The sequence below is a fragment of the Deinococcus hopiensis KR-140 genome, from assembly GCF_900176165.1.
Classification (GTDB): Bacteria; Deinococcota; Deinococci; order Deinococcales; family Deinococcaceae; genus Deinococcus; species Deinococcus hopiensis.
Genome location: NZ_FWWU01000009.1, coordinates 2,573,193 through 2,590,408 on the forward strand (window position 1 = coordinate 2,573,193; position 17,216 = coordinate 2,590,408).

Annotated in this window: 20 protein-coding genes; 9 read left to right on the top strand and 11 right to left on the bottom strand. The window is 67.8% G+C overall.

Annotated elements, in window-relative coordinates; all coding sequences use genetic code 11:
- The first annotated feature begins 87 nt into the window (after window positions 1–87).
- Together B9A95_RS25850 and B9A95_RS34185 are read left to right on the top strand one after the other, a co-directional pair.
- Complete coding sequence (locus B9A95_RS25850) at window positions 88–1,314, top strand: S8 family serine peptidase (RefSeq protein WP_084049876.1); 1,227 nt, start codon at window positions 88–90, stop codon at window positions 1,312–1,314.
- Window positions 1,315–1,333: 19 nt separating this feature from the next.
- Window positions 1,334–1,495 carry a hypothetical protein gene (locus tag B9A95_RS34185; RefSeq protein ID WP_170928775.1) on the top strand — a complete coding sequence of 54 codons (162 nt, stop codon included), beginning with the start codon at window positions 1,334–1,336 and terminating at the stop codon, window positions 1,493–1,495.
- A gap of 93 nt (window positions 1,496–1,588) precedes the next feature.
- On the opposite strand, the gene B9A95_RS25855 is transcribed toward B9A95_RS34185, so the two are convergent.
- From B9A95_RS25855 to B9A95_RS35775, 4 genes are read right to left on the bottom strand one after another with little or no spacing between them, the layout of a single operon-like run.
- Entirely contained in the window at window positions 1,589–2,428 is an 840-nt protein-coding gene (locus B9A95_RS25855) for a hypothetical protein (protein WP_084050986.1), read from the bottom strand.
- A 49-nt stretch (window positions 2,429–2,477) separates the two neighbouring features.
- Entirely contained in the window at window positions 2,478–2,789 is a 312-nt protein-coding gene (locus tag B9A95_RS25860; protein ID WP_084049877.1) for a Rieske 2Fe-2S domain-containing protein, read from the bottom strand.
- 31 nt (window positions 2,790–2,820) lie between these two features.
- Window positions 2,821–3,678, bottom strand: coding sequence for a hypothetical protein (locus tag B9A95_RS25865; protein ID WP_084049878.1), 858 nt, complete (start codon window positions 3,676–3,678; stop codon window positions 2,821–2,823).
- Window positions 3,679–3,681: 3 nt separating this feature from the next.
- Window positions 3,682–3,843, bottom strand: coding sequence for a hypothetical protein (locus tag B9A95_RS35775; protein WP_245808491.1), 162 nt, complete (start codon window positions 3,841–3,843; stop codon window positions 3,682–3,684).
- A gap of 25 nt (window positions 3,844–3,868) precedes the next feature.
- Here B9A95_RS35775 and B9A95_RS35780 point away from each other — a divergent pair, with 25 nt between their 5' ends.
- A complete protein-coding gene (locus B9A95_RS35780) occupies window positions 3,869–4,582 on the top strand; it encodes a hypothetical protein (protein WP_245808492.1) in 714 nt (237 codons plus the stop codon).
- On the top strand, window positions 4,534–6,000 hold the full coding sequence (locus tag B9A95_RS25875) for a hypothetical protein (RefSeq protein WP_084049879.1): 1,467 nt from the start codon (window positions 4,534–4,536) through the stop codon (window positions 5,998–6,000). Before B9A95_RS35780 ends, B9A95_RS25875 begins: the two co-directional genes overlap by 49 nt.
- 193 nt (window positions 6,001–6,193) lie before the next feature.
- On the opposite strand, the gene B9A95_RS25880 is transcribed toward B9A95_RS25875, so the two are convergent.
- Window positions 6,194–7,192, bottom strand: a complete 999-nt coding sequence (locus B9A95_RS25880) for a ribose-phosphate diphosphokinase (protein ID WP_084049880.1) — start codon at window positions 7,190–7,192, stop codon at window positions 6,194–6,196.
- Window positions 7,193–7,367: 175 nt separating this feature from the next.
- Between B9A95_RS25880 and B9A95_RS25885 the strand changes: the two genes are divergently transcribed.
- Entirely contained in the window at window positions 7,368–7,799 is a 432-nt protein-coding gene (locus B9A95_RS25885; RefSeq protein WP_084049881.1) for a DMT family transporter, read from the top strand.
- Between the two features lie 88 nt (window positions 7,800–7,887).
- Here the strand turns inward: B9A95_RS25885 and dnaJ are convergent, their stop codons facing one another.
- Both dnaJ and trpS read right to left on the bottom strand, forming a co-directional pair.
- Window positions 7,888–9,009, bottom strand: coding sequence for a molecular chaperone DnaJ (gene dnaJ / locus B9A95_RS25890; protein WP_084049882.1), 1,122 nt, complete (start codon window positions 9,007–9,009; stop codon window positions 7,888–7,890).
- Window positions 9,010–9,146: 137 nt separating this feature from the next.
- Window positions 9,147–10,196: a tryptophan--tRNA ligase gene (gene trpS, locus B9A95_RS25895; RefSeq protein ID WP_084049883.1), complete on the bottom strand. Its 1,050-nt coding sequence runs from the start codon at window positions 10,194–10,196 to the stop codon at window positions 9,147–9,149.
- A gap of 292 nt (window positions 10,197–10,488) precedes the next feature.
- Between trpS and B9A95_RS25900 the strand changes: the two genes are divergently transcribed.
- On the top strand, window positions 10,489–10,800 hold the full coding sequence (locus tag B9A95_RS25900; protein ID WP_084049884.1) for a hypothetical protein: 312 nt from the start codon (window positions 10,489–10,491) through the stop codon (window positions 10,798–10,800).
- A gap of 197 nt (window positions 10,801–10,997) precedes the next feature.
- Here the strand turns inward: B9A95_RS25900 and tdh are convergent, their stop codons facing one another.
- On the bottom strand, window positions 10,998–12,023 hold the full coding sequence (tdh, locus tag B9A95_RS25905) for an L-threonine 3-dehydrogenase (RefSeq protein ID WP_084050987.1): 1,026 nt from the start codon (window positions 12,021–12,023) through the stop codon (window positions 10,998–11,000).
- 192 nt (window positions 12,024–12,215) lie between these two features.
- Here tdh and B9A95_RS34190 point away from each other — a divergent pair, with 192 nt between their 5' ends.
- Window positions 12,216–12,383: a hypothetical protein gene (locus B9A95_RS34190; RefSeq protein WP_170928776.1), complete on the top strand. Its 168-nt coding sequence runs from the start codon at window positions 12,216–12,218 to the stop codon at window positions 12,381–12,383.
- A complete protein-coding gene (locus tag B9A95_RS25910) occupies window positions 12,380–12,802 on the top strand; it encodes a uracil-DNA glycosylase (protein WP_084049885.1) in 423 nt (140 codons plus the stop codon). The genes B9A95_RS34190 and B9A95_RS25910 overlap by 4 nt, the downstream gene beginning before the upstream one ends.
- Window positions 12,803–12,821: 19 nt before the next feature.
- On the opposite strand, the gene mqnB is transcribed toward B9A95_RS25910, so the two are convergent.
- Together mqnB and B9A95_RS25920 are read right to left on the bottom strand one after the other, a co-directional pair.
- A complete protein-coding gene (mqnB, locus tag B9A95_RS25915; protein ID WP_084049886.1) occupies window positions 12,822–13,451 on the bottom strand; it encodes a futalosine hydrolase in 630 nt (209 codons plus the stop codon).
- A gap of 92 nt (window positions 13,452–13,543) precedes the next feature.
- Window positions 13,544–13,963 carry an organic hydroperoxide resistance protein gene (locus B9A95_RS25920; protein WP_084049887.1) on the bottom strand — a complete coding sequence of 140 codons (420 nt, stop codon included), beginning with the start codon at window positions 13,961–13,963 and terminating at the stop codon, window positions 13,544–13,546.
- 486 nt (window positions 13,964–14,449) lie between these two features.
- Here B9A95_RS25920 and B9A95_RS25925 point away from each other — a divergent pair, with 486 nt between their 5' ends.
- On the top strand, window positions 14,450–16,483 hold the full coding sequence (locus B9A95_RS25925; RefSeq protein WP_084049888.1) for a glycosyl hydrolase family 18 protein: 2,034 nt from the start codon (window positions 14,450–14,452) through the stop codon (window positions 16,481–16,483).
- Between the two features lie 66 nt (window positions 16,484–16,549).
- On the opposite strand, the gene pdxH is transcribed toward B9A95_RS25925, so the two are convergent.
- A complete protein-coding gene (pdxH, locus tag B9A95_RS25930; protein ID WP_084049889.1) occupies window positions 16,550–17,209 on the bottom strand; it encodes a pyridoxamine 5'-phosphate oxidase in 660 nt (219 codons plus the stop codon).
- Window positions 17,210–17,216: the final 7 nt, after the last annotated feature.

The following is a 17,216-nucleotide window of genomic DNA, read 5'->3' on the forward strand; positions in this document are numbered from 1 at the left end:
AAACCGCCGCGCACACCCGTCGTCTCCTGGCCCATTTCGCAAGCCTGAACTCAGCCCTCCGTCAGCCCCACGGGCGAGACTGCGGGGATGAAGTCTCCTCTCTCCCGGGCCCTGCTGTTTGCGCTGGCGCTACTGATGGGAACGGCGAACAGCGCCCCGCGCACCACACCCAAGCCGCCCACCACGGCGGCTGCGCTCCCCGAGCTCGCTCCCCTGCCGGCCCGTCCGCAAGTCGCGCCGCCCCTGACGCCGCTCGCGCCCCTTTCGGCCCCGGCCACCACGGCCTACCAACCGCGCGATCCCCTCTTTCGCGGGCAGTGGAACCTGCGCGAGATCCAACTGCCCGGGGCGTGGGCGGACCGTCCCGGCAGCGAGCGCGGGGCGGCCGTGACCGTGGCCGTGCTGGATACGGGATACGTGAATTCGCCGGAGCTGGCGGGCCGGGTGGTGAACGGCTACGACTTCGTGTCGGACCCCGCCCGTTCGGGCGACGGCGACGGGCGGGACCGGGACGCGAGCGGTAGGGGTCAGTTCGCCTACCACGCCGAGGTGATCGGCAACATCATCGGGGCGGCGCACGATGGCCGCGGGATGGTGGGCATCAACCCGCAGGCGCGGGTGGTGCAGGTGCGGGTGGGCGGTACGGACGGCATGATCGATCCGCAGGACCTGGCCGACGCGATGCGCTGGGCGGTTGGCCTCCCCGCGCCCGGCGCGCCCGCCAACCCCAACCCCGCCCGGGTACTGAACCTCAGCCTGTATGCCGACTTCATTCCGCTCACGGGCTGCGACGCCCGCATTCAGGCGGCCATCGACGCGGTGACGGCGCGGGGAGCGTTGGTGGTAACGGGCGCAGCGAACGACGGAGCGGACGCCGGGGGGTATACCCCGGCGGGATGCCGCAACGTCCTGACGGTCACGAGCGTGGACGAGCGGGGTCAGCGCCCCGGCTACGCCAACTGGGGCGCGAGCGTGTCCCTGGCCGCGCCCGGAGGCGAGCCGAGCCACGGCATTCCGGCAAGCAGCCTTAGCGGCCCTGGCGGCGAGCGCAGCCCCAACGGTACCAGCTTCGCCGCGCCGCACGCTTCTGGCGTTGCCAGCCTGCTGTTTGGCCTCAAGCCGACCCTGACCCCCGCGCAGGTCCGGGACATCCTGATCCGCACGGCCACGCCCTTTCCGGGGGGGCGCTGTGACCCCGACGCCCGCAAGACCTGCGGGCGCGGCACGCTGAATGCGGCGGCGGCGCTGCGCGCCCTGGGAAGCAGTGCGGGCACGACGTCGGGACGGACGGCTGCCCCGGGAACGTTACGCTGAGCGGCATGAGGAGAACGCCGTGAACGCCCCCGTCTGGCTGCTGGTGCTGCTGACGTGCGGCTGGGGAGCCCTGACCATCCGCTTCGTGCAGAAGGCGAACCTGCCCTTCGCTCTGCTGAGCGCCGCCATGTTCGCGTGGCAGGGCTGGCGGCTGTGGATGCGGACCCGGGGTGGAAAGTAAGACGGGCCCGGTCTTTTTCCCACTCGCGCGCTGTACCCGTTTGCTTCGGACCCCATCGCACGTTGACGGTGAGCAAGGAGTCTGGATCAGCCTTCAGCCCTGCAGGCAGCGGCGCTCCAGCCGCAAACCCCGCGAGCGGGAGGACAGGATCAGGTCACGCAGGGGCAGCACCACCCGGGGCGTCATCCACGACTGCGAGGGCTTGTGCAGCGCCCAGTCAGGGCCCAACGTGACGGCGGCGTGCTGCACGTCTTTCGATGCGTCCCGCCACACGAGGACGGTGCCCGGGGCGTTTCCGTGATCCACTGGGCGGGAGCGTTGGGCAAGAAACGCCTCAAAGGGGGCGCGCTGCATCCACTCCCGCTCGGCGCCCTCCACGCCCGCCGCCGCCATCACGGTGCCGAAGCAGTTGGGACCGCTGGCGTGGGGAAAGGTCCCGGCCAGTTCGCGCGCCCGGGGCAGCAGGGGAGCTGCGGCGGTCCAGACCTCGGCGGGAACCTGTTCCCGCTGGCAGGCAGGACGCCGCTCCGACAGCACCCGCTCCAGCGCGGCGGGCGTGGCGAGGGACGGCCACCAGACGAAGTGCGCGCCGCTCAACGCAGGCAGCAGGTCCGCGAACGCCCGGACCCGGGCCACCGCGCCCCGGCGGTTACGCACCTGCGCCCGCACCAGAGAGCGGCGGACGGCGGGCTCCAGCGCCTCCCACTCGGTTTCGGTCAGCCAGACCACGCGGGCCACGTCCGGCCGCAGGTTCCACAGGGCGTAGGTATCGCGCAGTTCGGGAGGCAGGGTCACGTCCCGGTGGGGCACGGTGGGCAGCGGCAGCGCCGCCGCCTCGTCCAGGGTCAGGAAAAAAGGCTGCCGGGCGGAGGCCAGCCAGTCCGGCCAGGCGGCCTGCAGCGCAGGGGGAACAGGAACGTTCAGGACGCGCATGGCCCGGGCCTCCCACAGGTTTCTTCTGGGCAAATCCGCCATCCGGTCCTCACAGCGGCAACACGTACACCTCGCCGCCGTCCACCTCGGTGCGGTAGAGCTTCACCGGCTTGACGGCAGGGAGGGTCTTGGGTTTGCCCGTGCTCAACTCAAACTTCGCGCCATGTTTCTCGCAGGTGATGCGGCCCGCGCCGACATCGCCGCCCAGCAGGGGGTAGTCCTTGTGGGTGCAGTTGTTCCGCAGGGCGTAGAACTGCCCCTCATACCGGACCACCACCACGCCCACGCCACCCACCTGCACCTCGGTCTGGCTGCCCTCAATCAACGCCGCTTCATGCCCCACCCGTACCCGCTCGGTCATGCGCGGAGTCTAGCGGGGCGGGGCAGGGGATTCAGGCCCCACACCCCGTGTCCAGCCGGACTTTCAGGCCACTGCCCGGCGTCCACTCCTGGGCCGCCACACCGTAGCCCTCGTAATAGGCCGAGAACGTCACCACCTCCATGCGCCCGTCGCCGTTCAGGTCCGCCACACCGCCCAGGGCGTACCGCTGCGCCAGAGGCATCGTCTCGTCCCGGTTCTGGTCATACGCCTTCAGGGCCACGTATGCGCCCAGCACGGTGGTCCGCACCTTGCCCTTTACCACACTGCGTAGCAGCAGCAGGCTGTAGTCGCCCGGCTGGCCGGTGGGCGGCGGGTAGAGGGCCGCTTGATCTGCAAAGCGGCTCGCCTCGACGAGCACCTCGTCCGTGCCGTCACCGTCCAGATCGGCGCGGGTCACGCTCCGGAGCTGCACCCGTGGATCGCGGAGGCCCCGCCGCAGGAGTTCGGCGCGCACGGCGGCCTCATACACCGGGCTATTCGTCGGCAGGGACGTGACGGGGCGCGGACGGGCAGGCCAGGTCGCGGACGTGCCAATCAGGAAGGCGGCCTTTGAGGTGGCGGGCGTCAGGGACACGCCGAAGGTCTCCGGGCAGGGTTCACCGAACGAGACGGCCCGGCCTCCGCGTGCCGTGTGGGCCGGACCACCCAGCCCCTGCAGGCGGTAGACCTCGCCGCCCCTGATGCGCCGAGCTGCCGCGGGTCCCCCGGTCCATTTTCCACCCTCCACCACGCCGAGCAGGGTGGCCCCATCGTCTCCCGGTACAGAGACGAGCACGGGCGCGGCAGGACGCGGCGTAGCGGCTTCCACCTGCGAAACGGTCACGGTCAGGGTGGAAAACAGGACCAGCCAGAGGGCGCGCGCAACCATGCTTCAGCGTACCCCCTCCCGACTTCGGCCTGTGGCCTGCCGCAGCGTGACCCGGTTGCCCCAGGGATCGCCGAACGAGAGGGTGTCCTCGCCGCCCTGCACGTCCAGCGCCTGCCCAGCCAGATGGACCCGCAGCGGCGCGAGGTCCGGCGTCACGAACTCCACACCGCCCAGTCCAGCAGGGGGTGAAATGGGCCGCCCCTGTCCCCGCGTATGTCACCCGCTCAGCCCGAGGTGGTGGCCGCTCCACAACAGGAACGACGCGCCGGGAAACCGCGACACCGGTCCAGGTTTTGGCGTAGAACCGGGCAGCCTCGGCGCCATTCCCCACCTTGAGGTGGACGTGACCGACGGTGGTTCCCAGGGGCGCGCCAAAGGGAACGCCTCCCGCCTCTGCCAGCACCGCCTCGACCTCCACGGCCTGCGTGTCCATCTGCACCTGCCCGCCCTGCCAGGTCCACCCGCCGCGCGGGCGGTCCCGGTAGACCTCGACGCCGTTGCCCTCGGAGTCATGAAGGCAAACCGCCGCGCTGACGAGGAGATCTCCATTGCCCAGCGGCGTGCGCCCGGCAGCGCTCCAGGCCCACGCGCGTCGGCAGCAGGAAAGCCGTGTGGGACAGGCCGAGCAGATCTGGGAGAAGGCCTGCAGGCGGGGCAGATCGCGGGCGAGCAGCGTGACCGCACCGACGTGCGCGTCAGGAGAAAGGACCGGGGAGGACACGGCCCCTCCTGGCCTTTTTGCTTTAAAACAAAGCATTTAATGGCCCTGCACCAAAAGTTGGACGCCACTGCACTTCTTGAGCGACATACTCAAGTGAGTATCTCACTCCCACGCTTTGACGCCTGGAGGTTTCCATGGTTCAGACTGCCCTCGCTGCCGTACTCGATGCCTTTTCCCGGCTGACCGCACTGGCCCTGCCCCTCGCCGTCACGCTGGGCGCACTGCTGCTGGCCCTGCTGCTCGTCGGCCTGCTGGACCGCGACCGCTTCCGGGCCGGGCTGAACTGGGCCGGGAGCCGCCTGCCCCTGCTGGGCCGCTGGGTCCTGGTGGCGCTGGCGGTGGGGGCCGGGGTGCTCGCCACCCACGTGACCCGGCGGGCGGTAGACGCGCGGCTGGGAGCACAGCTCAGCACCCGTTACGCCAACGCGGCGGACCCGGCGGGAGGACAGACGGTGCAGACCGCACCCCGCGTCAGCGTCCTGACCACCCGCACGTATTCGCGCTCGCTGGTGCTGCCCACCGACGTGTACGCGCGGCTGAACGTCAGCGGCGGGTGGGAAAACCTGCTGCCCTACTTCGGCAACCCGGACGGCCTCAGCGTGCAGGACCTGCGCGAGGGCTTTACCCGGCGGGGCCGCAACCTGATCTATACCCGTGATGTGACCCTCCAGACCGAGGAGCCGCTGGGCCTGGACACCACCCGCGCCCGCGTAGACCTGCGCTTCGTGAACCCGGCGGGTGGGCGCGGCACGTACTACAACGCCACCTTCGCCGCCGACTACACCTTCACCAATCCCCTCAAGGAAGACGCCACCATCCGCTTCCTGTTTCCCCTGCCTGAGGGCAGCGGCACGCTGAGCGGCTTTCGCCTGACGGTGAACGGCCAGGGCTACCGCGCCAGCGACTTAACCAATGGCAGCCTGTGGGAGGGCCGGGTGGCCGGCGGACAAACCGTGCGGGTGGGGGTGGCGTACCGGCACCAGGGCTTGCGCGGCTGGAGCTACCGCCTGTCGGACCGCCGGGAACCGCTGCGCAATCTGGACCTGACGGTGACCGCCAACCGGCCCGCCAAGTTCGAGCGCTACAGCCTCTACCCCACCGACGCTGCACGCTCCGCGTTCGGCGGCAACCAGACGCTGCGCTGGCAGCTGCAGGACGTGATCACCGCCCAGAATGTGGCTGTGGTGTTCTCGCAGGGCAGCGTTCGCGAGATGCTCGCCAAGACCGGCTGGGTGCAGCCGCCCGCCCTGCTGCTCGCCGCGCTGCTGGCCCTGGTATGGGCCCGGCTGCGCCGCCTGTCCCTCGCGCCGCTGGGTCTGGCGGGTGCTGTGCTGGGGCTGGCCGTGGGCTTCGTGCTGGGGGGCGTGCTGACCGCGTACCTGCCGCCCCTGCTGGCGGTGCCGCTGGGTTCTCTCGTTGGTCTGGCGTTCGGGGTCACGGCGCTGGGCCGGGCCTGCCTGCCCCCGCTGCTGGTGGCCGCGCTCGTGCCGCTCGCGTTCCTGGCCGTCGGGCACTCGGGCCTGTTGGTGACGGTGCTGGCCGCCGGAGCGCTGCTGGTGGGGTTGCGGACACGTGGGCCCACAAATCCCCACCTGGGCTGAGTCGTATGGGTTCCGTCCGTTTCGTGAACACACCGGAAGACCGCCGGTTTGCTTCCCGCCCCACCCAGAACCCGTTTCTCTCCTTCTCGCTCTGCCCGGACTGAATCGCTCCGCAAACGATTCAATCGGCGTTCGTAACAAAGGGAGAAGGTGGGGAAGCGGCCACTTCCCCACCTTCTCCCTTTGTTTGCAATTACTCGAACAGGGTGCTCACGCTCGCGCCCGTGTGGATGTTGGCAATCGCATTGGCGAACAACGGAGCCACGTCCAAGACCGCGAGTTTGCCATTCGCGCCCTGAATCTTGGACTCCGGAACATGCACGGTGTTGGTGCTCGCCACCTGGGTCACGTCCAGCGCGGCGATGCGCTCGATGGCCGGGCCCGTGTAGACGCCGTGGGTAACGGCCACATACACGTCTTTCGCGCCCATGCTGCGGGCGATGTTAACCGTCTCGACGAGGCTACCGGCGGTGCTGATTTCGTCGTCCACGATAAACACGGTCTTGCCTTCCACCTCACCGATCAGGGCGCGGGGACGGACCTCGGTGTCCGAGATGCGCTCCTTGTCGATCATGGCGAGGCCCGAGTCCAGGCGGCGGGCGATCTGAGAAGCCCGCTTGATGCTGCCCGCGTCGGGCGCGAGCACCACGCCGTCATGGGCGTCGGGCACGGACTTCTTGAAGTGCTGGCTGAGCACCACGTCCGCCGAGAGGTGGTCCACCGGCACCTTGAAGTAGCCGTGGACCTGCGGCGAGTGCAGGGTCATGGTCAGGATGCGGTCCGCTCCGGCCTCCTGCAGCAGGTCTGCCACCAGGCGTGCGGCGATGGAGATGCGCGGGCTGTCCTTCTTATCGCTGCGGGCGTAGGAATAGTAGGGAATGACCGCCGTGACCCGGCCCGCCGACGCGCTCTTGGCGGCGTCGATCATCAGCATCAGCTCCATGATCGCGTCGCTGACGGGGGTAGAGAAGGTCTGGACGATAAACACGTCTCCCTCACGCAGCGACTGCTCGTAGTGCACGATGATGTTGTCGTTCGTGAACTTCTCGGTCTTGGAGTGGCCCAACGTGACGCCGAGGTTGTCGCAGATGGCCTGGGCGAGGGGGCGATTGCTCTGCCCGGCAAACACGAGCAGCGGCTGACGGCGACTCTGACCGAGTCGCTCGGACAGGGGACGGGGGGCAACGGTCACGGTGGAATCCTCCGGGAAAGGGAGCGGGGGCAGGTGCGGGCGGTTACGGAACCGTCAAGCAGCATACATGCCGCGTCACGCCGCTGTCATGGAGCCGTCCGTCCCGCTCGTCTGCACCCGGAGGACAGGGGACGAAACGGAGCCGCGCAGCCTCACCCACCCGCTGGCATGCTCCATGCCCTGGCTCCCGATGCTCGTGGCGGTGCTGGTGGGCACCGTCATTCCCCTCCGAACCGCCAATTCGCGCCTTGCCCAGGTGGCCGGGCACTCCACCGGGGCGGCCCTGATCAGCGTGACCCTGACGCTGCTGGGCACCTTCGTTTTGCTGGTGAGGCCGGGGCACGCCTCCGCCCTCGCAGACGCGCACCTGCCCTGGTGGACCTGGATCGGCGGAGCCTCCGGCATGGTGTACCTGCTGGGGCGGGCGGCGCTGGCCCCACGCCTGGGCACCGCCACCCTGCTGAGCCCCACCGTGCTGGGGCAACTGTTGGCAGCCGGGCTGCTCGAACACGTCGGGTGGCTGGGTCTGCCCCAACACGCGCTCACGCCGGAGCGGCTGCTGGGACCCGCGCTGGTGGCGTGGGTGGTACTGGTGCGGCAGTTTTGAGGGAAGTTCACGGCCTTGAGCAACAGACAGGGGTGGGGGAGAGGGGACGCAGCCTCCCTCGGCGCGTCCCCTCTCCCCCACCCAAATCTCAGTCCCGGTGGAAGATCTTGCCCACCTTGTCGAAAAAGCCCTCACGGTGTTCGTTCACCTCGTCGCCCACGGCGCGGGCATAGGCGTGCAGGGCCTCTCTGGCTTCGGGCGAGAGCTGGGTGGGTTTGGGTACCGTGACCTCGTATTCCACGATCAGGTCGCCGCTGCCCGCACCCTGAAGGCGGGGCAGGCCCTGACCGCGCAGGCGGTGGAGTTCGCCGTGCTGGGTGCCTGCTTTGACCTCTACCGTCTGCGGGCCGTCGAGGGTGGGCACCGCGATCTCCCCACCGAGCGCCGCCTTGGCAAAGCCGATGGGCGCAGTGTAAATCAGGTGTTCCTGCTCCCGGCGCAACTCAGGGTGACGCTCCATCTCGATGTGGACGTACAGGTCACCGTTGCCGCCGGGGCCCTCGTTGCCCATACCCGCCACGCGGATGCGGTAGCCCTCATCGATGCCGCGCGGCAGCTTGACCTTGACCGTCTCGGCCTTGAGGGTCCGGCCCCGGCCCTTACAGACGGTGCAGGGGTCCTCGATCATCTGGCCCTCGCCCCGGCAGGTGGGGCAGGGCTGCTGCGTTTCCACCACGCCGAAGATCGTGCGGGCCTGGGCCCGGACGGCGCCCGCCCCATGACAGGTCGTGCAGGTCTTGGGCGGCTTGCCCCCCGGCTCACTGCGGTTGCCGTGGCAGTGCTCGCAGGTCGTGAGGCGGTCGACCTCCACCTCGATCTCCTCGCCCGCACGGGCCTGGAGCAGCGTAACGTGGGCCTCGGTTTCCAGATCGTCGCCGCGTGCCGGACCCCGCCGACCACCGCGCCCACCCATGCCCCCGAACAGTTGCTCAAAGATGTCCATGGGATCGAAGCCCGCGCCGCCCATCCCGCCAAAGGGATCGCTGCCCGGCATCCCGGCGCCCGGCGCGCTGCCGAAGCGGTCGTAGTGGGCGCGCTTCTCGGGGTCCGAGAGCACCGCGTACGCCTCGTTGATGCGGGCGAACTGCTCGGCGGCTCCCTCTTCCTTATTGCGGTCGGGGTGGAACTTCAGGGCGAGTTTGCGGTAGGAACTCTTGATCTCGTCGGCGCTCGCGGTGCGCGAAACGCCCAGCAGTTCGTAGTAATCCATGATTGTCGTCGCCGGGTAGGAGTACCCGACCTCCACCCCCAGGTTAACACGAGCAGACTCAAGAAACGTGGGCGGAGTCAGACAGGAAGGGGGAAGCAATGCACGGTGGCAAAAGACGCCGTGAACGCACGTCAAAATCACGCTTTTTCCCCCTCCTGCGGCCTCCTTCCCCGTTCCCGGAAATCGTCCAGTCCCATCGCCTCCCGTACCTCCACCATCGTCCTGGCCGCCACATCGCGGCCCCGGGCGGTGCCCTCGCGGAGCAGGACCTCCACGCCGGCCCGGTCCCGAGCAAATTCGGCCCGGCGCCCACGGATGGGCGCGATGGTGCCTTCCAGCACTTCCAGCAGGTGCCGCTTGACCCGCACGTCGCCCAGGCCGCCCCGCCGGTAGCGGTCTTTCAGGGCCTGCACCCCCGCCCGGTCCGGGTCAAAGGCGTCCAGGTAGGCGAAGACGGGGTTGCCCTCCACCTTACCGGGGTCCTCAGCACGCAGGTGGTTCGGATCGGTGTACATGCCCCGCACCTTCCGGGCCACCTCGTCGGCGCTGTCAGACAGGAAAATTGCGTTGCCCAGCGACTTGCTCATCTTGCCGTTGCCGTCCAGGCCTGGCAGACGGGCCGCGCGGCCCACAAGCGCCTGCGGTTCGGTCAGCACGGGGGCATAGAGGTGGTTGAAGCGCCGCACAATCTCGCGCGTCCCCTCGATCATGGGGAGCTGGTCCTCGCCCACGGGCACGAGGCCAGCGCCGAATACGGCGATATCGGCGGCCTGAGAGACGGGATAGACGAAGAATCCGGCGGGCACGGACTCTCCGAAGCCTTTTTGCGCGATCTCCGCCTTGACGGTGGGGTTTTGCCGCAGGTGCGAGACGGTCACGAGATTGAGGAAAAAGACGGTGAGTTCCGCGATCTCGGGCAACCGCGACTGAACGACGAAGGTGCTGACCTGTGGATCGAGCCCCACCGCGAGGTAATCGAGCGCCACCTCCAGCACGTTCTGGCGGATCTTGCCGGGATTCTCGAAGTTATCGGTAAGTGCCTGCACGTCCGCGAGCAACACATACGTTTCGTACTCGCGCTGCAAGGACACCCGGCTTTGCAGTGAGCCGACGAGGTGGCCGATGTGCAGTGGGGCGGTGGGCCGGTCTCCGGTAAGGATGCGGGGGCGAGGGGCAGCGATGGTCATGGGTGTCCTCCTTGAGGAACAAAAAAAGCGCCCGGATCACTCCGGGCGCCGCCTGTGGGATTTGCGAAAAGCACAGGGAACGTCGCCCAGCTACCCGGGCCACCACACCTGCGCGGTCTTGCTCACGGTGGAAAGCTTACGGTCCTGGCTTCCCGCTCCCCATCGGCCAGATGGCGGAGGGGAACTGACCTGCCGTCAGGCTTGACCAGGTCCGGGTATCCACAGCACGCAAGGGGTTACGGCCCGGCGGGCGTCAGCGGGGGGCACTCCCTCCGCTCCGGCTCACCCATATTTGAATAAAAAGGTCAAAAAACGCCTTCTGCTCGGCCTCGCGCTGCTGCCCCTCCTCCAGGGTCCAGCGCTCGCTGCCAGTATCCCCAGCCTGGTCTTGACCTATGTCGATGGCTCCAACAAGATCAAACCCACCGCCGAGAAGGAGGGGGCGGGCACGATCGACAAGTTCTGGGAGCCGCCGAAGAACGTCCTCGCCCAGATGCTGGCCCTGTTCTACTGCTACGCGCTTGGGAGCGACTGCTGGTCGGTGTTGGTCCGCAGTCCGAAGTTCAGCCGGCCCGACGTCGTGGGAACCAAGAACCTGACGTAGCTGGGCAGGCTGCCTGCGCCGGATGAGGGCATATCCGCGGAGATGTACAAAATCAACGGCGGCACCTTCTCCGGGATGTACGCCACGACCCTTGACGGCAACAACGCAGCCGTGTACGCCGTCCTGACCCGGACCTACACGCAGACCTCTCCCGAGTTGACGCGGCCCGTCCGCCAGGTCCGCGCCTTCCCCAGCCCTCACCAGTCCAGAATCACCTTCCCGCTCTGCCCGCCAAGCATGACGTCGAAACCTTGCTGAAACTCGTCGATGGGAAAACGGTGGGTCAGGACCGGCGTCAGGTTCAGGCCCGACTGGATCAGGGCCGTCATCTTGTACCAGGTCTCAAACATCTCGCGGCCGTAAATGCCCTTCACAGTCAGCATCTTGAAAATCACGTCGTTCCAATCAATGTCCACCTGGCCCGAAGGAATGCCCAGCAGCGCAATCTTGCCGCCGTGGTTCATGGCCTTCACCATCTGCGCGAAGGCCAGGCCCGAGCCGCTCATCTCCAGGCCCACGTCGAATCCCTCGGTCATGCCGAGTTCGTCTGCCGCCACCGTCCAGAGGTCGTCACGGGCCACATTCACGGTGCGCGTCGCGCCCATCTGGCGGGCCAGGTCCAGGCGGTAGTCGTTCACGTCCGTCACGACGACGTTGCGCGCCCCCACGTGCCGGGCGACAGCGGCGGCCATCACGCCGATGGGGCCCGCGCCGGTGACCAACACGTCCTCGCCCACCAGGTCGTAGGTCAGCGCCGTGTGGACCGCGTTGCCAAAAGGATCGAAAATGGACGCGATTTCGTCGGGAATATCAGCAGGCAGCTTGAAGGCGTTGAAGGCGGGCAGCACGAGGTACTCGGCAAAGGAGCCGGGGCGATTGACGCCCACCCCCAGGGTGTTGCGGCACAGGTGGCGGCGGCCCGCGCGGCAGTTGCGGCAGTGACCGCAGGTCACGTGGCCCTCACCGCTCACGCGGTCCCCAATTTCAAACCCACGCACCTCGCTGCCCATGCCGGCCACGACGCCCACGTACTCGTGCCCGACGATCATGGGCACGGGAATGGTCTTCTGGGCCCACTCGTCCCACTTGTAGATATGGACGTCGGTGCCGCAGATGGAGGAGTGTTTGATGCGGATCAGCAGATCGTTGGGACCAGGTATGGGAAGGGCCGCCTGCACCATCCATAACCCTTCGCGGGCTTCCTGTTTGCTGAGGGCCTTCATGGTCGCGGGAGTGGGGGTCATGGCCGTTTCCTTTTCGGAAGAGGGCGAGCCGTAAACATCGGTATAGACAGCATTGACCTCAACATAACCTGCACCTGGGACGGGCGTCCCGCATTCCAGACCTGTCCCCGGAGCCCAAGGCCCAAGCGTCTCTCAAGGCGGGGGGCCAGAGACGGAAAGTAAGGTAGGCCCATGATCAAGTACCGCAGGCAAAATCCCCTCGCGCCTGAAAAGGACGCGGAGCTGAGCGTGAACCTCACGCCGCTGCTGTTCTTCGCGGTGGGCTACCTCTCGGTCCGGGCGCTGCTGGGCACCCTGCAACGGGAGCGGACCGGCGCGGAGGAGGTGGCGGCCGAATGACCCAGCCCCCCGCGAATCAGCAGCTCAGAAGCGCCGCCAGCGGGCGCAACGTGGTGCCCGGCTGGACCCAGCTCATCAAGGGCCAGCCCGACGTTATCGAAGTGCAGCTGGACGTAGACCAGGCAGACCTGAACCGCGAACACGGCTGCTTGCTGATCGAGTACTGGGCCGGGCACGACGACCTCACCCTGCAAAGCATTCTGCCCACGCGCGCCTTCAAGGCCGCCACCGAGGGCTGGTGCGTGTTTATCCCCGCGCAGGGCCGCGTGCTCGTCCGCGCCATCGATCCGCAGCCCACGCCGCCCCTGCTGGCCAGCCACTGGATCAACGTCGAGCCGAACACTCCGGCAGGAACGGTGGTCAACGTCAGCGTGAAGTTTCCCCCGGAAGGGGCGGAGGGACCAGGCCTGCAGGGTTAGGGGAAACGGCCCTGACGCCTCAGCTTCTGGCGAGCAGTTCCTCCAGCCCCCACCGCGTGGCCGCCAGCGCCTCGCCCAAGCGCCAGGCCGAACGGTCCCGGGGACCGGCGGGATTGCTGATGCCCCGCACCTCCAGCGCGGGCACCCCAGCCAACATGGCGGCGTGGGCCACCCCAGCGCCCTCCATTCCCTCGGTGAGTGCGCCGGGGTAGCGGGCGGCGAGCCGCTGCGCCCGCTCGGCACTTCCCGTTACAGTGCTGAGCGTGAGGGCTGGACCGTAGGCTGCGCCGAGCTGCCTGGCCAGGGCTGCCGCTTCCGCCCACACCTCAAACACCCCGGCGTGCGGCACATCTGGCAGGACCGACAGGCCCAGTTCAGTCAGGTCCAGAAACGCCTCACCGTCCTGCGCACCCAGGTCCGCCTGCACGATTCGGCTGGACACAGCCAAATCCCCCGGCTGCAAGCCACTGCCCGGGTACGCGCCGCCGATCCCCGCACTTACCACAAGGCGGTGGGACTGTTCGGCCAGGGCGCGGGCAGTGGCAAGTGCGGCGGCCACCGGGCCCACACCGCTGACCGTCACCCGCGCGGGCAGGTCCCTGAGCCGGTCAGCTTCCGCAGCTGTGGCGACGACGATCAGCACGTTCACGGCGGACAGTGTAGAAGGCGCAGCACAGGGGGTGCGGCCCGCATCACGGCGAAACCCTACCCCCGATCTGGAGACCTCCCCGCCCCCGGCCTTTACTCCGCCACGCGCAGGCGCACGTCCACATTGCCCCGCGTCGCCACGCTGTAGGGGCAGACCTCGTGGGCGGCGTGCATCAGTTCCTCGGCCTGCTCGCGGCTCAGCCCCGGAAAGTGGCCCTCCAGCTCTACATCCAGCGCGAACGCGAGCCCGCTTTTTTGCAGGCCCACCCGTGCCGTAATGGTGCTGCCCTGGTCCAGGTCCAGCTTCTGCCGCCGCGCCACCACGCCGAGCGCCCCCTGGAAGCATGCCGCGTAGCCCGCCGCAAACAGCTGCTCGGGGTTGGTGCCGGGGCCGCCATCACCGCCGATTTCGGCAGGAACGCTAAGGGCGAGGTCAAGGCGGCCATCCGACGTAAGGGTGTGGCCTGCGCGGCCTCCAGTGGCGACGGCCTCGGCAGTGTAAAGGTTGCTCACGCCTCCATGATGCCGAAAAAAGTGGCATGGAACCGGGGCACCTGCTCCCAGCGACCTTCACCTTCCCAGAAGAAAAGGAATTTTTCTGAAAATTATTTTTCATTCCTCCCAGCACTCCTGCCCAACAGCGGACAGATGCTTGAGGAGAACGGCACAACCCCTCCAGAGAACTGGATGAATATCGGTGGAGAGAGCGTCCTGGTCAGCAATTGTTCAATTGATTCCCTTGGAGACTTCTCCAGCAAAGTATATCAGAATACATTTTTTTAGATAAAAATAGTTTTCTATGATGGAGTCAGCACCAAAAGTTGCGAAGCCCAACGGACGTCCCAGGCAGGAGCCGGACCTGCCGCAAGGAGAGTTTGCTGCTGACGCATTTCTCCTTCCCACCCTGGACGTGGTGAAGCCCCTGACGGCCTGGGCCGCCCGCCTACCTGCCGCCCCTGGACCGGCTGCCTGCTGCCGGAGGACTTTCGAGGTTGCCGCATGTCTCCACGAAACCGCGCTTCCCTGTCTGCCCGTTCTTCTCACCTCGGCCTGGTGCTCTCAGCCGGCCTGCTGCTCGCCGCCTGTAACGGCACCACGCCCAACGTCACGACCCAGAAGTCGGCCGACTCCTCTACCTTGCAGGCGCAGGCGAGCACGACACCGACAGCGACGTTCAGCACGAGCAGCGCGTGGGACAGCGGCTTTGGCGGCGTGATCACCCTGCGTAACCCCACCGCCACGGCCATCAAAGGCTGGACCCTCAAATTCAGGTTCAACGGCAACGCCGCCCTCACCGGTACCCCCTGGGGTGCCGGCGGCGCCGTCTCCAAAGACAGTACCGGCCTCTACGCCATCACCCCCAACACCTGGGGCGGCGACACCATCCCCGCTGGAGGCGCGGTCACCGTCTCCTACGACGGCACCGGCACCTTCAGCGGCGTAAACACCTGCACCCTCAACGGCAATCCCTGCGACGGCACCACCCCCCCCGCAGACACCACCGCTCCCACGGTCAGCGTCACGGCCAGCCCGACGGGCGTGACGGCGGCCGGAACGGTGAACCTGAGCGCGGCGGCGAGCGACAACGTGGGGGTGACGAAAGTGGAGTTCTACCGGGGCGCAATCCTGCTGAGCACCGACACCACCTCGCCCTACACGGCGGCGGACAGCGTGACTTCGGCGCAGAACGGGACGCAGACGTACGTGGCCAAAGCCTTCGACGCCGCCGGAAATACCAGGTCCGCCTCCGCCAGCGTCACCGTTAACATCGCTGGCACCACGCCTCCCCCGCCCAGCGGCTTCAAGCGTGTGGCGTACTTCAGCCAGTGGGGCATCTACGGCCGCAACTATCAGGTCAAGAACATCGACACCTCGGGGACGGCGGCCACGCTGACGCACATCAACTATGCGTTCGGCAACCTCTACCTGCAGGGCAGCAACTACGTGTGCGGTGAAGTCACGCGCGCCGAGACGGGCAACGGCGACGGCGGCGACGCCTTCGCGGATTACGGCAAGAGCTTCGACGCGGCGACGAGCGTGGATGGTGCGGCGGATACCTGGAGCCAGCCGCTGAAGGGCAATTTCAACCAACTCAAGAAGCTCAAGGCGAAGTACCCAGGCCTCAAGGCCCTGATCAGCCTGGGCGGCTGGACCTGGAGCAAGCACTTCTCGGAAGCGGCCAGCACCGACGCGGGGCGCAAGGCGCTGGTTTCCTCGTGCATCGACCTGTACATCAGGGGCAACCTGCCGGTGGTTGACGGGGCGGGCGGCGCCGGAGCGGCAGCGGGGGTCTTTGACGGCATCGACATCGACTGGGAATACCCCGGTGGCGGCGGCCTGCCCACCAACAGTGTGAGCGCGCAGGACAACCAGAACTTCACGCTGCTGCTGCAGGAATTCCGCCGTCAGCTCAACGCCTACAAGCCGGGGTTGCTGCTGACCATCGCCGCGCCCGGCGGACCCGACAAGATCGCCAACCAGAGCCCCTCGGCGTATAAGGACGCGGTGGACTGGGTCAACCTGATGACCTACGACTTCCGCGGCGCGTGGGACGCCACCGGCCCCACCAACTTCCACTCCAACCTGTACCCCGATCCCCAGAGCCCCGGCGTGGCCCCCGCCAAGACCTACTCGGTAGACAGCACCGTGCAGGCGTTCCTGAACGCCGGAATGCCCGCAAACAAACTGGTGGTCGGCATTCCCTTCTACGGACGCGGCTGGACCGGCGTACCGAGCACCAACAACGGCCTGTACCAGTCGGCCACGGGAGCGGCCCACGGCACCTACGAGAACGGCTACGAGGACTTCAAGGTTCTCAAGGACGCCCCCGGCACCGTGTACCGCAGCTCCGTGACCGGACAGATGTGGAAGTACGACGGCACCAACTTCTGGAGTTACGACGATCCGCAGGTGATCACTACCAAGACGGCCTACATCAAGCAAAAGGGCTTGGGCGGCGCGATGGCGTGGTCGCTCGACGGCGACGACAGCACCGGCACCCTCGCCAAAGCGATTGCCAACGGCCTGAAGTAACCCTCCCGCCGTTCCCGCGCCGCCCGGCCTCAGGTCAGGCGGCGCGTTCTTGTGCTCCTCCCGGACTCAGGGCATCAGCCGTTCGGTGCGCCAGCCTTCCCCCTCCCGGGTATAGCGGAAGCGGTCGTGCATGCGGTTGCGGCGACCCTGCCAAAACTCCCACTCCCGCACCTCCACCCGGTAGCCGCCCCAGAAACCGGGCTTGGGAACAGGGCTGCCTTCCGGGTAGCGCCCGCACAACTCGGCAAACTTCTGTTCCAGCGCGGCGCGGTTTTCAACGGGCGCGCTCTGGGGATCGCTGGCGTGCGCTGCGAGCTGACTCTGGTAGGGGCGGGCGTGGAAATAGGCGGTGCTTTCCTCCTTGGACACGCGCGTGACGGGGCCGTAGGCGCGCACCTGCCGCTCGTGTTCGGCCCAGTGAAACAGCACCTCGGCCTGCGGGTTCGCGGCCAGGTCGCGCCCCTTGCGCGAGTCGTAGTTGGTGTAGAAGGTCAGCCCCCGCTCATCCGCGCCCCGCAGCAGCACCGTGCGAACGCTGGGCCGCCCAGAAGCCCCCACCGTGGCGAGACTCAGGGCGTAGGGCTCGCGCAGCTTGTCCCGCAGGGCTTCCTCCAGCCAGCCCTGGAATTGCCCGAGGGGATCAGGATTCAGGTCCGCACGGCGCAACTCGCCCCGGGTGTAGTTCAGGCGCAGGGCGGTGAGATCGGGGGAGGTGGAGTCGGACATGCCTCCA